This is a genomic window from Rhodococcus indonesiensis, from assembly GCF_047782815.1.
Classification (GTDB): Bacteria; Actinomycetota; Actinomycetes; order Mycobacteriales; family Mycobacteriaceae; genus Rhodococcus; species Rhodococcus indonesiensis.
This window is the reverse complement of record NZ_CP180630.1, coordinates 706,959-722,636: the sequence shown is the minus strand read 5'-3', so window position 1 is coordinate 722,636 and position 15,678 is coordinate 706,959. Positions and strand designations below refer to the sequence as shown.

Here is a 15,678-nt window from a genome sequence, read left to right as displayed (position 1 = left end):
CGGCCGCCCTCCGGGAGGCCTGCGGCGTCGAGCGGACACACTCGATCGTCGCGTCTCGGCAGCGCGGTGTCCTCGGGCGGCGGGCGGCGGCGGATACGCAGTTCGACGTAAGTCGCTCGCGCGTAATCACGCTCCTCGACGTAGGCGACTGCGCAGTTCGGAGGAGTTGTCTCCCCGACCCGGAGCCATATGATCACGCCATGCAGGAGCGCGTCACGTTGTTCCGCCCGCCCGCCTGGGCGCAGGATGCGCTGCTGGCGGTATTCATCGCGGTGATGCAGGTCCAGGGAACCGTCGTCCGCAACAGCGGGGAACCCGAGGCAGTGCTGCGTCCGCTGTCCGACCTCGGAAATCTCGGCTATCTGTTGTTGATCGCCGGTGGCGCAGTCCTGTTCTGGCGCCGCCGCCGGCCCGTCGCAGTGTTCGTCGTGACCGCGCTCGCCAGCATGGTGTACTACGCGCTCGATTTCCCGGACGGCCCGGGATGGCTGGGTTTGTTCGTGGCCCTCTACACCCTCACCGCCTACGGCGACGGACGTCGCTCGCTGGTGACGGCCGGGGTGGGCATTGCAGCACTGTCCGCGGTGTGGCTGACCGCCGCGGCCGACATCGAACCCCCGGCCGCGGTCGGCTGGGTGTACTTCCGGATCGGCGCCGCGGGCATGAGTGCCGCCCTCGGGGAGAGCGTCCGCTCGAGGAGAGTCATCGCGGAGGAAGCGCTCGAGCGCGCCGAACTGGCAGAACGCTCCCGTGAGGACGAAGCACGCGCCCGGGTCGACGAGGAACGGCTCAGGATCGCGCGTGAGGTCCACGACACCGTCGCGCACGCCATCGCCGTCATCAACGTCCAATCCGGTGTCACCGCGCACGTGCTGGACAAGCGACCCGAACAAGCGCGCCGAACGCTCGAGATCATCGAGCAAACCAGTTCCCGGGCACTGCAGGAGATGCGGGCCATCCTCGGAGTCCTTCGCGACGACCACGACGACCGCCTTCCACCCCCGGGTCTGGGGCAGGTCGGCGAACTCACCGCCAGGGCGCGCGAAGCCGGGCTCGACGTCGAGTTGGAAACGATCTCGCCCCCTCCGCCCGTACCCGGCGCGGTCGGCAGCGCCGTGTACCGGATCCTGCAGGAGTCGATCACCAATGTGATCCGCCATGTGGGCCCGACCCGGGTCGCGGTCGTACTGAACTACGGCCCCGACGCGGTGGAAGTCCGTGTGACGAACGACGGCCCGCGCACGGGTGGGGACACCGAGGGGGCAGCCGACCGTGCCGACGACAGGTTGGCCGGCACGGACACACGCGGCCACGGGATCGTGGGGATGCGCGAGCGTTGCCACCTGCTGGGCGGAGACTTCGACGCCGGTCCGCTCCCCGGCGGTGGCTTCGCCGTCACCGCCCGGCTGCCCTTGGCCCCGACCGGAACGGTGAACGTATGAATGCGGTGACGGGCGCATCCGGCCCCGACGCTCCCATCAAGGTGCTGCTCGTCGACGACGAGCATCTCGTGCGATCCGGTTTCAGGATCCTGCTCGAGGTCGAGGACGGCATCACGGTAGTCGGGGAAGCCGCAACCGGCGCCGAGGCCGTGGAGCAGGCCCGAGCCGTGCGCCCGGATGTCGTCCTCATGGATATCCGGATGCCGAAGATGGACGGGATCGAGGCCACCCGGCAGATCGCCACCACCGCCGGGCTCCAGCACGTACGCATCCTCATCCTGACCACCTACGACACCGATGCCTACGTCTTCGAAGGCTTGCAGGCCGGCGCCAGCGGCTTCCTGCTCAAGGACGCCGGCCCCGCCGAGCTCCTGCACGGTATCCGCGTGATCGCCGCCGGAGAAGCTCTGCTCGCGCCGCGCATCACGCGCCGCCTCATCGCCCAGTTCACCGCCCAGCGCACCGCCGACAAGGCCGCCGATCATCGGCTCGAGGTTCTCACCGACCGGGAACGCGAGGTTCTGACGCTCGTAGGTATGGGTATGAGCAACAAGGAAATCGGCGCCGAACTCTGCCTCAGCCCGGCCACCGCCCGAACCCACGTCAGCCACGCCATGGTGAAACTCGGGGCTCGCGACCGCGCGCAACTGGTCGTCGTCGCCTACCGAACAGGACTTGTGAAGCCGTAAGCGATCAGCCCGTCGCCCCTTGCTCCGGATCTTCTCCGCTGCGCCAGGCACGCGGAGAGATCCGGAGGGGGCCATTGGACCCTGTCACCAAGCTCCCCCAGGACATATCGTCCCAACCACGGGGCTCGTTCTGGTTCTGCTACGGACAATCCTGGACCAGTCGGGCGAGTGGCGGGCGCTGAAAGCACAACGAGCGACTGTTGGAGGTATCGATGACGAAAATCGGACTTCCGGCGGCGATCGCGGCGGTGCGTGCGGAGCCCGCGGGCCGAGCAGGTCGAGTTGCAGTTTCCGATGGACCTCCGGCGACCTCGAGTCCGTGACGGGGTACGACGTCGTCACGTGTCTTCTCGTCGAGCCGGCAGGCAGTGAGGACAGGAATGACCCATCCCCACTGGGTGACGTGCGCGGTCTGGCCGGCGACGGAGAATCTCGAAAGCGCTATCTACACAGGAGAATATCGATGACCTCGCATGCGAACACCACACCGATTCCACCCGGGATCGCGACGCCGGACGAGGTCCGGACCCGGTTGGGCACCCTGCGGTTCTTCGACGGGTTCCCCGACGACGCGACGACCCGGACGCTGTTCGACAACCTGGACTTCCAGCGGGCGGTCCAGGCCTACCTGCTGGGACTGGCCCCGGTCGCCGTCGCGGCGATGCGGCAGGCGCTGCTGCAGTGGGGGCCGGCGAACTCGACGCTGGTGATGTGGGCGGACCTGGCCCATCCGCGGTTCATCGGCCTGGCCTACAACACCAGCACCTCGTACCACTACGCCTGGCTCGACCTGCGCGACGGGCCCGTCGTCGTCGAGGTACCCCCGAAGGTGTACGGCGCCGCAATCGACTCCTGGTGGCGGGGGGTGGTCGACGTGGGCATCACCGGACCGGATCAGGGCCGCGGCGGCCGCTACCTGTTCGTGCCGCCCGGGTACGCCGGGCAGGTGCCGGACGGTGACCTGGTGGTGCGGTCACGCACCGTCGGGTTGTGGGTGGGCTGGCGGGGTTTCCGGGACGAACACGGGGATCCGCGCCCGGCGGTGGAGATGGTCGAGGCGCACACCCGGATTCATCCGCTGTCGCAGGCCGCCGATCCCCCGTCGACGCGGTTCGTGAACGTCTCGGCCGAGCCGATGTGCGCCGTCGCCCCGGCCGACTTCCGGTTCTGGGAGATGCTCGACGAGGTGGTGCAGTCCGAACCGCCGGACTCGGCCGACCCGCTCACCCTGGGAATGTTCGCCTCGATCGGGATCCGCCGGGGTAGGCCGTTCGCCCCGGACGAGCGGATGCGCGCCATCCTGACCGAAGCCGCCACGGTCGGGGATGCGACCGCCCGCGCACTGACCTACCGGTTCCGCCAACCGGAGGCGTACTACTACCCCGGCAGCGCCTGGCGCTCCGGCTTCCTCGGCGGCTATTCGTGCACGGAGGACGGGGTCCTGCTGCTCGACGCCGCCACCCAGCTCTACTTCTTGTACGGGAGCACGAGCCCGTCGTGGGAGCAGAAGACGGTCGGGACCGGGTCGCAGTACGCCCTCGCGTTCGTCGATGCCACCGGCGCGCCGTTCGACGGTGGCCGGAGCTACCGGTTGCGTGTGCCCCCGAAGGTTCCGGTGAACAACTTCTGGTCGGTGCTGGTCTACGACACCCAGACCCGGTCGATGCTGCAGACCGATCAGCAGTGGCCGTCGGTGACCAGCCAGGACGCGGACGTGACCACCAACGAGGACGGCTCCGTCGACGTCCACTTCGGGCCCGAACAGCCCACCGACGGTCACAACTGGGTCCAGACCCTGCCCGGCAAGAGTTGGTTCGCGGCGTTCCGCCTCTACGGGCCGTTGGAGCCGTGGTTCGACAAGACCTGGAAACTCCCGGACATCGAACCGGTCGGGTAGCGTCGGCGAGGAAGCGGGCCGCCTCTGCCGTGTTCATGTGGATCGACCTGTTCTGCAAGCGGCAGAAGTCCCACAACACCTCGTCGCTGAGCGTTCCTGGAATCGTTGCTGCATTCCGGGGCTCGATACCCTGGAACGATGGGCGCGCTGTTCGCGATGACGATTCCGGGACTGGCCTGCCTGCTGGTGGGCGCGGCCGTGGTGGAGGTGTTGTGGAGCCGTCTGACGGGTCGCCGCCTGCTCCGGCGCAGCGGGGACGGTCGCACACGGCCGGTGGCGGCAACGGGGTTCGAGGAGGTCGGTGCGGTGTTCGATGGGTCGCGGCGATTCGAATTCGAACAGCGACAGACCTCACTGATGGACCGGGAGGACGCCACCGGCGGCGAGCCCGGATGGCTGAGCGTCGACGTGGAGTCCGGAACGGCCCGGTTCGGGCGCAGTCGGCCGTAGCGGCACCCACACGCCCCCGTGGCCGAATGTCACATCGCGTCGATCGGATCGACGCGATGTGACATTCGGTCGGTCAGTCGGTCAGTCGGGCAGGCAAACGGTCAGGCGGACTGTTGTTCGCGCTGGAGTTCGAGGGCGATGTCGATCAGCTGGTCCTCCTGGCCGCCGATGAGCTTGCGCTTGCCGGCCCGCACCAACAGTTCCGCAGCCGAGACCCCGTACCGCTCGGCCTGGCGCTCGGCGTGACGCAGGAAGCTCGAGTACACCCCCGCGTAGCCCATCATCAGGGCCTGACGGTCGAGGAGGCATTCGGCGGGCATCACCGGGCGCACGACGTCCTCCGCGGCGTCGGCGATCGCGAAGAAGTCGATGCCGGTCTTGATCCCCACCTTGTCGCACACCCCGACGAACGCTTCGACGGGCGTGTTGCCGGCTCCGGCCCCGAAGCGGCGCGCCGATCCGTCGATCTGTTTGGCGCCGGCCCGGACCGCCGCGATCGAGTTCGCCACGCCCAGGCCGAGATTCTCGTGGCCGTGGAAGCCGACCTGCGCGTCCGACCCCAGTTCGGCGACGAGCGCCTCGACCCGCTCGGTGACCTGTTCGAGAACGAGCGCGCCGGCGGAGTCCACGACGTACACGCACTGGCAGCCGGCGTCGGCCATGATCCGGGCCTGCTCGGCGAGCTTCTCCGGGGTGACGGTGTGCGCCATCATCAGGAAGCCCACGGTCTCGAGTCCGCGCTCGCGGGCCAGCCCGAAGTGCTGTACGGACACGTCGGCCTCGGTGCAGTGCGTGGCGATGCGGCAGATCGACGCGCCGTTGTCCTGCGCCTCGACGATGTCCTCCTTGATACCGACGCCGGGGAGCATGAGAAATGCGATCTTCGCGTGCTGCGCGGTGTCGACGGCGATCTTGATCAGTTCCTGCTCGGGCACCTTCGAGAACCCGTAGTTGAACGAGGAGCCGCCGAGGCCGTCGCCGTGGGTGACCTCGATGACGGGGACGCCCGAGAGGTCGAGGGCGGCGACGACGGCACGCACTTCCTCCCGGTCGAACTGGTGACGCTTGTGGTGGGAGCCGTCGCGCAGCGACGTGTCGGTCACGCGGATGTCCCACGACGGTTCGAAGAAGATGTCGTCGCGGCGGTCGGTAGCGGTCATCGGATTCACGCCTTCACGGAGGTGTTGGAAGGGAGGGCGTCCGCCGAGAGGAGTGCGCGGGCGATCTCCTCGCCCACCTTGGTGGCGGCCGCGGTCATGATGTCGAGGTTGCCGGCGTACGGCGGCAGGAAGTCGCCGGCGCCCTCGACCTCGACGAAGGTGGTGACAGTGGCGTGCCCGCCGGACACGACGGTCGGATCGTCGAACTGCGGTTCGTTGAGCAGCCGGTAGCCGGGCACGTACTGCTGCACGTCGGCGACGACGCGGTGGATGGATTCGGCGATGGCGTCCCGGTCGGCGTCCTCGGGGATGGCACAGAAGATGGTGTCGCGCATGATCATCGGCGGGTCCGCGGGGTTGAGGATGATGATCGCCTTGCCTTTGCGCGCACCGCCGATGGTCTCGATGCCCCGGCTGGTGGTCTTGGTGAACTCGTCGATGTTGGCGCGGGTGCCCGGCCCGGCGGACACCGACGCCACCGACGCCACGATCTCGGCGTAGGGCACGTCCACGACGCGGGAGACGGCGTGCACGATCGGGATGGTTGCCTGGCCGCCGCACGTGATCATGTTGACGTTGGGCACGTCCAGGTGCGCACCGAGGTTCGCGGGCGGCACGACGGCCGGTCCGACGGCCGCGGGGGTGAGATCGATCGCCCGGATGCCGGCCGCCTCGTACCTCGGTGCGGCCTCGCGGTGCACGTATGCCGACGTCGCCTCGAACACCAGGTCCGGCTTCTCCGGCTGCGCGAGCAGCCAGTCGATCCCTTCGGCGGACGTCTCCAGGCCGAGCGTGCGGGCGCGGGCGAGTCCCTCGCTCGCCGGGTCGATACCGATCATCCAGCGCGGCTCGAGCACCTCCGAGCGTTGCAGCTTGTAGAGCAGGTCGGTGCTGATGTTGCCCGAGCCGACGATCGCGACACGTGCCTTGGCCATGGTTTCTCCTTGCAGTCGGGACCGGGTGGTCACGAGAACGTGAGCGAGACGGAGCCCAGTCCCGCGAATTCGGCGTGGAACTCGTCGCCGGGGCGCGCATCGACGGCCCGCGTGCACGAACCGGGCAGGACGATGTCGCCCGCCTTCAGCCGCACTCCGAAACTGTCGACCTTGCGAGCGAGCCACGCGACGGCGGTGACGGGATTGCCGAGCACCGCGTCGCTGCGTCCCTCGGCGATCCGCTCGCCGTTGCGGGTGAGCACCGCGTCGATGCCTTTGATGTCGATGTCGGACGGCGCGACCCGCTGCGTGCCGAGCACCCAGCCGGCGGACGAGGCGTTGTCGGCGATGGTGTCCGCGAGGCCGATCTTCCAGTCCTTGATCCGGCTGTCGATCAGTTCGACGGACGGCGCGAACGCGACGGTGGCATCGAGGACGTCGTTCTCGGTGCAGTCCGCCCCGGGCAGGTCCTTGCCGAGCACGAAGGCCACCTCGACCTCCACCCGCGGGAAGCAGTACCGCGCGGTGTCGACGGGCCGGTCCTCGAAGACCTGCATGTCGTCGAGCAGATGACCGTAGTCGGGCTCGTCCACACCCATCATCTGCTGCATGGCCAGGGACGACAGCCCGACCTTGTGGCCGACCACGCGAGCACCGGCCGCGAGGCGACGACGGATGTTGATCAGCTGGATCTCGTAGGCGTCGACGACGTCGATGTCGGAGTGCCGGGCCACGAGCGGGTCGATCGGGGTACGGTCGCGCTCGGCGGCCTCGAGCTCGTCCGCCAGCCGGGTGCGCAGTTGCGTCGGCAGCATTGCGGTTCCTTCCTGTTCACCGGCGACCGGCATGTTCTGCAACCTGTTTCCGTTCGGCGCGTGGTGTGCGGGTGATCTTCCTGGCAGAAGGGATGGACTCACCGCGCCATCATTCTATAACGTGTTCTACATGATCAAGCAGGAATACGACATCGTCGTCGTCGGCAGCGGTGCCGGCGGAATGACCGCCGCGCTGACCGCCGCGCACCAGGGCGCGAGCGTCGTCCTGGTCGAGAAGGCACCGCACTACGGCGGTTCGAGTGCCCGCTCGGGCGGCGGCGTGTGGATTCCGAACAACGAGGTCCTCGAGGCGGCCGGCGTCACCGACACCCCGGATGCGGCCCGCACCTACCTGCACAGCATCATCGGCGACGTCGTGCCCGCCGACAAGATCGACACCTACATCGACCGCGGTCCCGAGATGCTGTCCTTCGTCCTGGAACACAGCGCCTTGGAACTGCAATGGGTGCCGGGCTACTCCGACTACTACCCCGAGGCCCCCGGCGGCAGGCTCGGTGGGCGGTCCGTCGAGCCGAAACCGTTCGACGGCAAGCGACTCGGCGACGATCTCGCCCTGCTCGAACCCGACTACGTCGAGGGCCCACCCAACTTCGTCATCACCCAGGCCGACTACAAGTGGCTCAACCTGCTCGTGCGCAATCCCCGCGGACCGGTTCGCGCCGCGAAGGTCGGCGTGCGGTACCTGTGGGCGCGGGCACGCAGGAAGCACCTGCTGGTCCGTGGCCAGGCGCTCATGGCCGGACTCCGCACGGGTCTGCGCGACGCCGGAGTGCCGCTGCTGCTGAACACCGCCCTGACGGACCTCGTCGTCGAGGACGGGGTGGTAAGCGGTGTGCGGGTCGAGTCGGACGGACAGCAGCGCACCATCCGGGCGCGTCGCGGCGTGGTGATCGCCTCCGGCGGCTTCGAGCACAACGAGCAGATGCGGAGGCAGTACCAACGCGCCCCGATCGGCACCGAATGGACCGTCGGCGCGAAGGCCAACACCGGAGACGGCATCCGCGCAGGCCAGTCTCTCGGCGCCGCCGTCGATTTCATGGACGACGCCTGGTGGGGCCCGTCGTTTCCGCTCACCGGCGGCCCGTGGTTCGCCCTGTCCGAGCGCAGTCTGCCGGGCTCGATGATGGTCAATGCGGCGGGCCGGCGCTTCGTCAACGAATCCGCCCCGTACGTCGAGGCGGTGCACGCCATGTACGGCGGTCGCCACGGCCGGGGCGACGGACCGGGCGAGAACATTCCGTGCTGGATGATCCTCGACCAGCGCTACCGCAATCGCTACACCTTCGCCGGCATCACGCCCCGCAGCCCCTTCCCCAAGCGGTGGCTGAAGGCGGGTGTCGTCGTCCGCGCCGGCTCGATCACCGAGCTCGCCGAGAAGATCGGGGTGCCGGCAGACGCCCTCACCGCGACGGTGGAACGCTTCAACGGCTTCGCCCGGGCGGGCCGGGACGAGGACTTCGGACGCGGGGAATCGGGCTACGACCACTACTACGGCGACCCGCGCAACAAGCCCAACCCGAGTCTCGGCGCCATCGACAAGGCCCCCTTCTACGCGATCAAGGTGGTGCCCGGTGATCTCGGCACCAAAGGCGGCCTGCGCACCGACGCCGACGCCCGGGTCCTGCGCGAGGACGGGTCCGTGATCGAGGGACTCTACGCGGTCGGCAATGCCAGCGGCCCCGTCATGGGCCACACCTACGCCGGACCCGGCGCCACGATCGGCCCGGCCATGACCTTCGCCTACCTCGCGGTCCTCGATGCGCTCGCCCGGCCGGAGCAGTCGGCGGCGCCGGAGGTCTCTGAGACCGTCGAACAACACTGAACCGCACCCGGCCGCGCCGCTCTCCGTCCGCCGAACAGAAAGGCTCACCCGTGCCCATCGATCCCGCCGTCGCGCTCGGCGCCGAACTGCCCGTCCAGGAATTCACCTGGAGCAGCAGCGACGTCCAGCTCTATCACCTCGGTCTCGGGGCCGGAGCCCGTCCCACCGACCTCGGTGAGCTGCGCTACCTGCGCGACGACGACCCGCAGGTCCTGCCCACCTTCGCCACCGTCGCGGCGACGTTCCACGCGACCGAGCCACCGAAGGTGTCGTTCCCCGGTGTCGAGATCGACCTGGCGAAGGTGGTGCACGGCGGCCAGGAGGTGACGGTGCACGCTCCCATCCCGCCGGAAGGCAAGGGCCGCACAGTGACCCGGATCGCCGAGGTGTGGGACAAGGGCAAGGCCGCGGTCATCGTCCAGGAGTCGACGACCACGGATCCGGCCGGCACTCCGCTGTGGACGGCCCGCTCGTCCATCTTCGCCCGCGGCGAGGGCGGTTTCGGCGGTGAACGCGGACCGTCCGAGTCCGTCGAACTTCCGGACCGGGCACCCGATTTCGAGGTGGACGTCGCGACGCTGCCGCAGCAGGCCCTGCTGTACCGGCTGTGCGGCGACCGCAACCCGCTGCACTCGGACCCGGAGTTCGCGACAGCCGCCGGACTTCCCGCCCCGATCCTGCACGGACTGTGCACCTTCGGGATCGTCTGCAAGACGATCACGGATACGGCCCTCGCCGGGGATGCCGCGGCCGTGCGGGGATTCAAGGCTCGATTCGCCGGCGTCGTCTTCCCCGGCGAGACACTGAGGGTGCGCGCCTGGCGGACCGGCGACCGCGTGCTCGCGGCAGCCGCGGTGGTCGAGCGTGACCTCGCGCCCGCCCTCACCGACGTCGTCCTCACCATCGCCTGACCCCGTCCTCCCTCAGCACCGTTCCGGCACGGGACGGTGAGAAAGCAGCGCATCCATGACGATTCGCACCGAACCCCTGCGCCTGTCCCGCCGCGGTTTCCTCGCAGCCGGCGCGGGCGCCCTCGCGGCCACCGCGCTCGGCGGCTGGACCCCGGTCCATGCCGTGCCGGCCGGCTCGTCCGGCGCCACGCTGCCCACCCCGGCCGCCTTCCCCGACGGCATCGCCCTGTACCAGCAGGCCTACCAGAACTGGTCCAAGGAGATCATGCTGGACGCGATCTGGACCTGCGCCCCGCGCAGGCCCGAGGACGTCGTCCGCCTCGCGAACTGGGCCCACGCCCACGGCTACACCATCCGGCCACGCGGTGCGATGCACGGGTGGACGCCGCTGACCATCGTCAACGGCGCACCGATCGAGAAGGTGATCCTGGCGGACACGATGGTGCACCTGAACGGGGTGTCGGTGAATCCCGGATCGGCACCTGCCACCGTCACGGCCGGTGCGGGCGCGACGCTCGACGCGATCACCACGGCACTGCAGGCGAACGGCCTCGGCTGGGCCAATCTCCCCGCGCCCGGCGTGCTGTCCATCGCCGGCTCCCTGGCCGTCAACGCCCACGGCGCCGCGTTGCCCGCCGACGGTGAAGCGCGCGTGCCGGGGAACACCTTCGGCTCGCTGAGCAACCTCGTCACGGAACTGACCGTGGTGGCGTGGAACGGGAGCGAGTACGCGCTGCGCACCGTCACGCGCGCGGACGCCGACAGCACCGCACTGCTCACGCACCTGGGCCGCACGTTCGTCACCTCGGTCACCCTGCAAGCCGGGCCGAACACGCGGATGCGGTGCCAGAGCTACACCGACATCGACTGGCGCGAACTCTTCGCCCCCGCCGGCGCCGCCGGACGCACCTTCGAGAGCTTCGTCCGTGCTTCCGGGCGTGCGGAGGCGATCTGGTACCCCTTCACCGACAAGCCGTGGATGAAGGTGTGGTCCCTCGCACCCGAACGGCCGGCCACGTCCCGCGAGGTGTTCGGCCCCTACAATTACCCGTTCTCGGACAACGTCCCCGAGCCGGTCACCGACGTGCTCGGGCAGATGACCGCCGGGAATCCGGCCGTCGCGCCGGCCTTCGGCCAGGTCTACTACAACACCACCGTCGCCGGTCTCGCCGCCACGAACTCGAGCGACATCTGGGGCTGGTCGAAGGATCTTCAGTTCTACATCAAGGCCACCACCCTGCGGCTCACGGAGGGTGGCGGCGCGGTCCTCACCAATCGAGCCAACATCGCGAACGTGATCCACGACTTCACGCAGTGGTTCCATCAGCGCATCGAGCACTACCGGGCACTGGGGCAGTACCCGCTCAACGGCCCCGTCGAGATCCGATGCTGCGGCCTCGACCGGCCCGACGACGTGCAGGTCCCGTCCGCCGGGCCGCCGACCATCTCCGCGACCCGCCCGCGACCCGACCACCCCGAATGGGACACCGCGATCTGGCTCAACGTGCTCGGGGTGCCCGGCACACCCGGGATGTTCGCGTTCTACCGCGAGATGGAGCAGTGGATGCGCGGACACTACGACAACGACGACTCCACGTTCCGGCCCGAATGGTCCAAGGGCTGGGCGTTCGGTCCCGAGCTGCCCTACACGGACCAGCGGATCGTCGAGCAGGTCCTGCCCGACACCTACCGCGAGGGCGTGCCCGCGGACGAGAACTGGGACTCCGCACGAGCGGTGTACAACCGCCTCGACCCGCACCGGATCTTCAGCAACAGTTTCATCGACCGGCTGCTGCCCTGACGAGAAGCCGGCCGGTATCCGCGCCCACCGGTGCTACCCGCGCGCGTCCTCACGCGCGCGGGTAGCACCGGACCGCGCGAGCATCGCGACGACGGATCTCCTGCCGAAGCGGCCCCACAGCTGTCCCAGCCGCACCCACAGCTGCCAGTACGCCACACCCACGACGAGTGACGCCGCGAACGCGAGCCACGGGTCGATGTCCCGCAGCTGCGGATAGACCGTGAAGTGGGTCAGGTAGATGTAGAGCGACGAGGCGGCGAGCACCTCGGCCGGCCGCACCAGCAGCGCGGGCCACCACGTTCGTGGCACCCAGATCAACAGGAGCAGCCCACCGATCACGAGCGCGGTGCGCTCGGGTTCGGCGTGGAAGAATCCCGGCACGGTCGCGACCGCCACCGCGGACACCACCAGCCGTTGCCACACCGTGTCGGCCCGGGCTGCCGCCCAGCCCAACGGAAAGAGCCAGAACACCACGTACGAGGCGAGGATCTGACTGGTCGGCATGTCCGGCCCGAGCACCTCGTACCGGGTCAGCAGCCCCAGACCCACCAGTCCGAGCGGGAACGCGAACGGGAATCGTCGCTCGCGTCGGTCGAACCACGGCACGGCGAGCAGCAGAGCCACCGCGACCAGCGCGTACACCAGTGCCTCGACGAACCAGTACCGCCACTCCCTCGTCCAGGCGGGCGGCCCGAAGACCCCGTTGAGCAGCAGCACACTCGACCAGCGGTACTCGCCGGTGATCACGTGCACCGCCCCGATCCACGCGACGGCGGGCGCGGCGATCCGCGCGACACTGAGGAGGGTGGTGCGCAGCCGTTCGACACGGGGCTTGGGCAGCTGGAACCGCGCGTAGTTGTAGCCCGCGGCTGCGAGCAGCACGTGTGCTCCCCCGACGAGGGCGAACAGGTGCAGGTGCGAGCCGACGATGAGCACGATCGCCACGGCACGGATGAGCACGTTGGTCTCGACGGTCCGCCAGCCTCGCGGTGTCCGGCGCGACGACGGGCTCAGCTCGCGCAGCGGCGTCGTCGGCCAGTCCGCGGGCAGGTGGCCGAGCAGCCGCTCGAGCCGCACCGACATGCGCACGTACGACAGCGAGTCGCCCCCGAGGCCGACGAACGTGCTGTCGTCGGTGACGTCGTCGCTGCAGAGTACGTCCGCGTAGAGCTCCCGTAGCTGCCGTAGGTCGGCGGTCCGCGATGCAGGCGCCGGCCGCGGCGGTTCCGGGGTGGCGCCGAGGGCGGCGACAGCGCGGTAGTCCGGTTTGCCGTTCGGGGTGCGGGGCATCTCGGCCACGACGCACACCCGCACCGCGGACTCGGGCAGCCCGCTCGCGCGCGCCGCGACCGCCCGCACGTGCGCGGCGTCGGCGGACTCGGCGGCGACGATCAGTTCGTCGTCGCCGCCGGCGCAGCACGCGACGAGTTCGTGGCGCGCGAGGACGGATTCGATGCGTTGCAGATCGATGCGAAGACCGAACAGCTTCGCGAAGCGCGATCGGCGGCCGACGATCCGGTACAACCCGGCGTCGGTGCGGACGGCGAGATCACCGGTGCGCAGTTCGTCGACGGTGCGCCCGAGGGCCAGATCCTCCGGGTCGGTGGCATAGCCGAGCATGACGTTGGGCCCGGTGTAGACGAGTTCGCCGGCACCGTCGCCGGCCTCGGGCACGGGGTCGATGCGGAAGGCGCCGCCGGGGACGGGGACGCCGATCGTGTCGGGGTGCTCCGCGGCGAGGTGCGGAGGCAGGTAGGCCATGCGGGCGGTGGCCTCGGTCTGCCCGTACATCACGAAGAATTGCCACCCGCGGCGGTGGCCGAGGCCGACATAGCGGCTGACGCGGTCGGGATCGAGACGACCGCCGGCCTGGGTGACGTAGCGCAGATGGGGCAGGTCCATGTCCGCGAACCCAGCGCGGTCGAGCAGATCGAAGGTGTACGGCACGCCGGCGAGTGCGCTGACCCGGTGCCGGTGCACGAGGTCCCAGAATCCGCGGTCGGCGACGGACCGGTCGGTGAGCACGATGCCGGCGCCCCGCAACAGGTAGCTGTGCAGCACCGACAGGCCGTAGCAGTAGTGCATCGGCAGCGTGGTGATCGTGCGGTCGGTGTCGCGGATGTCGAGGTAGTCGGCAATGGCCTCGGCGTTGGCCTGCACATTGTGCTGCGACAGGCGGACGAGCTTGGGCGAGCCGGTCGAGCCGGAGGTGCTGAGCAGCAGCGCCAGGTCGGGGTGCAGGTCGTGGCTGGTGTCCTCGGCGCGTTCGTTCAGGCGGCCGTCCTCGACGACGACGTCGGGACGGTACGCCTCGATCGTCGCGGCGAGGGCATCGGGCCGGTCGCCGGGCACGAGCAGCACGGGATGGCCGGCGGACAGCGCCGCCAGGTAGGCGACAATCGCGTCGACGGTGTTGGCGCCGACGACGAGCACGAGACGCCGGGTCGTGCCGAGGCGGTCGGCGACGTCGGCGACCCGCTCGGCCAGGTCGCAATAGGTGATCTCGGCGCCGTCGCAGACGAGTGCGGTCCGTTCGCCGTGCTCGGCGAGGTGTCGGACGAACGGAACCGTCGGACAGTCGACGAGCTCGGTGGAACGTGGTGACACCGCGGCAGTCTATAAGGTTTGGCTGTCCTGAATCCAGGCTCGGGGTTCTCACGCGGCAGGGCGAGGTGGCCGGGCCAGAGCGTCGGCGCGCTTCCGGGGCCTCGAGGTGGGCGGCGGCACCCGAGGGGCACAGTCCGCTCGTGCCTAGGATTGGCCCATGGGAGCGGCCGCGGGTGAACGGTATTTTCTCGAGTCTCTGGATCGGGGGCTCGCGGTACTCGAGTGCTTCGACGAACAGCACCGCGAGCGCACTCTCAGTGAAGTGGCCCGAGCTGTCGGGATCACTCGATCGACCGCGCGACGAATCCTGTTGACCCTCGTCGATCGCGGGTTCCTCCGCCAGCAAGGCCGTCGCTTCATGTTGACCCCGCGGGTCCTACGGTTCGGCTTCTCCTACCTGTCCGGGCTGGCCCTTCCGCAGCTGGCCGAACCGCACCTGGCGAAACTCGCCGCCGAGCTCGAGGAGACCGTCTCGGTCACCGTGCTCGACGGAGCGGACGCACTGTACGTCGCGCGAGTCCGTTCGCCGCGGATCGTGCGCATCGCGATCTCGGTCGGCATGCGCTTCCCCGCGTACGCGACCTCGCACGGCCGGGTCCTACTGGCCGGACTCACCGACGAGGAGCTCGACCGCTACCTCGAGACGACGGAACTGCGGGCGTTCACCGACCGGACCCTGGTGGACCCGGACCGGCTGTGCGCCGAGATCCGGGCCACGGCCGAGCGGGGATGGGCACTGTCCGAGGACGAACTGGAAGTGGGGATTCGCGGCGTCGCCGTGCCCATCCGGGACCGAACCGGCCGGATCGTCGCCGCGCTCAACTCCTCCCTGCAGAACACTGCGCATCCCGGCGACGACGTCGAGTCACGAGTGGTCCCCCGATTGCAGGACGCGGCCCGGCTGATCGGCGCCGATCTCGCGATCAGCGGACCTTGAGCCGTGCGCGGTACCGGCGCCGCCTCCCCGGCCGGGCCGCACCCCGCTCGACGAGGCGGATGCACCCGATCACAGCCACCGTGGTTCGAAAGTTACCTTGCAGCAGGCGATTCCACATTCTCGACCGTCCGATCCCGAGCGGCGGGGAGAGGGAGAGAACTGTCCGTCGACCCACTGCCGGCTGCTCCACG

General features: G+C 69.5%; 12 protein-coding genes. 8 read left to right on the top strand and 4 right to left on the bottom strand.

Features of this window, described 5'->3' with window-relative positions:
• Positions 1-200: 200 nt before the first annotated feature.
• The 4 genes from ACM26Y_RS03405 to ACM26Y_RS03390 all read left to right on the top strand — a co-directional run bounded on the left by ACM26Y_RS03405 (position 201) and on the right by ACM26Y_RS03390 (position 4,478).
• On the top strand, positions 201-1,442 hold the full coding sequence (locus tag ACM26Y_RS03405) for a sensor histidine kinase (RefSeq protein WP_003935896.1): 1,242 nt from the start codon (positions 201-203) through the stop codon (positions 1,440-1,442).
• Positions 1,439-2,131 (top strand): response regulator transcription factor, encoded by a 693-nt coding sequence (locus tag ACM26Y_RS03400; RefSeq protein ID WP_003935897.1) that lies wholly within the window; start codon positions 1,439-1,441, stop codon positions 2,129-2,131. Before ACM26Y_RS03405 ends, ACM26Y_RS03400 begins: the two co-directional genes overlap by 4 nt.
• A 463-nt stretch (positions 2,132-2,594) precedes the next feature.
• A complete protein-coding gene (locus ACM26Y_RS03395) occupies positions 2,595-4,028 on the top strand; it encodes a DUF1254 domain-containing protein (protein ID WP_416062642.1) in 1,434 nt (477 codons plus the stop codon).
• A gap of 138 nt (positions 4,029-4,166) precedes the next feature.
• Complete coding sequence (locus tag ACM26Y_RS03390; protein ID WP_289377177.1) at positions 4,167-4,478, top strand: DUF6191 domain-containing protein; 312 nt, start codon at positions 4,167-4,169, stop codon at positions 4,476-4,478.
• Between the two features lie 101 nt (positions 4,479-4,579).
• On the opposite strand, the gene dmpG is transcribed toward ACM26Y_RS03390, so the two are convergent.
• Genes dmpG through ACM26Y_RS03375 form a run of 3 tightly spaced genes read right to left on the bottom strand, consistent with a single transcriptional unit; the run spans position 4,580 to position 7,388 of the window.
• Entirely contained in the window at positions 4,580-5,638 is a 1,059-nt protein-coding gene (gene dmpG / locus ACM26Y_RS03385; protein WP_003935900.1) for a 4-hydroxy-2-oxovalerate aldolase, read from the bottom strand.
• 5 nt (positions 5,639-5,643) lie between these two features.
• On the bottom strand, positions 5,644-6,573 hold the full coding sequence (locus ACM26Y_RS03380) for an acetaldehyde dehydrogenase (acetylating) (protein ID WP_416062641.1): 930 nt from the start codon (positions 6,571-6,573) through the stop codon (positions 5,644-5,646).
• 29 nt (positions 6,574-6,602) lie between these two features.
• Entirely contained in the window at positions 6,603-7,388 is a 786-nt protein-coding gene (locus tag ACM26Y_RS03375) for a 2-keto-4-pentenoate hydratase (RefSeq protein WP_416062640.1), read from the bottom strand.
• A 130-nt stretch (positions 7,389-7,518) separates the two neighbouring features.
• On the opposite strand from ACM26Y_RS03375, the gene kstD reads away from it, so the two are divergent.
• The 3 genes from kstD to ACM26Y_RS03360 are packed head-to-tail and all read left to right on the top strand — an operon-like array spanning position 7,519 to position 11,943.
• Positions 7,519-9,231 (top strand): 3-oxosteroid 1-dehydrogenase, encoded by a 1,713-nt coding sequence (gene kstD / locus ACM26Y_RS03370; protein ID WP_416062639.1) that lies wholly within the window; start codon positions 7,519-7,521, stop codon positions 9,229-9,231.
• 50 nt (positions 9,232-9,281) lie between these two features.
• Positions 9,282-10,142: a MaoC/PaaZ C-terminal domain-containing protein gene (locus ACM26Y_RS03365; RefSeq protein ID WP_416062638.1), complete on the top strand. Its 861-nt coding sequence runs from the start codon at positions 9,282-9,284 to the stop codon at positions 10,140-10,142.
• A 55-nt stretch (positions 10,143-10,197) separates the two neighbouring features.
• Entirely contained in the window at positions 10,198-11,943 is a 1,746-nt protein-coding gene (locus ACM26Y_RS03360; protein ID WP_416062637.1) for a cholesterol oxidase substrate-binding domain-containing protein, read from the top strand.
• A gap of 33 nt (positions 11,944-11,976) precedes the next feature.
• On the opposite strand, the gene ACM26Y_RS03355 is transcribed toward ACM26Y_RS03360, so the two are convergent.
• Positions 11,977-14,550 carry a non-ribosomal peptide synthetase gene (locus ACM26Y_RS03355; RefSeq protein ID WP_416062636.1) on the bottom strand — a complete coding sequence of 858 codons (2,574 nt, stop codon included), beginning with the start codon at positions 14,548-14,550 and terminating at the stop codon, positions 11,977-11,979.
• Positions 14,551-14,707: 157 nt separating this feature from the next.
• Here ACM26Y_RS03355 and ACM26Y_RS03350 point away from each other — a divergent pair, with 157 nt between their 5' ends.
• A complete protein-coding gene (locus ACM26Y_RS03350) occupies positions 14,708-15,487 on the top strand; it encodes an IclR family transcriptional regulator C-terminal domain-containing protein (protein WP_416062635.1) in 780 nt (259 codons plus the stop codon).
• The last annotated feature ends 191 nt before the right edge of the window (positions 15,488-15,678 follow it).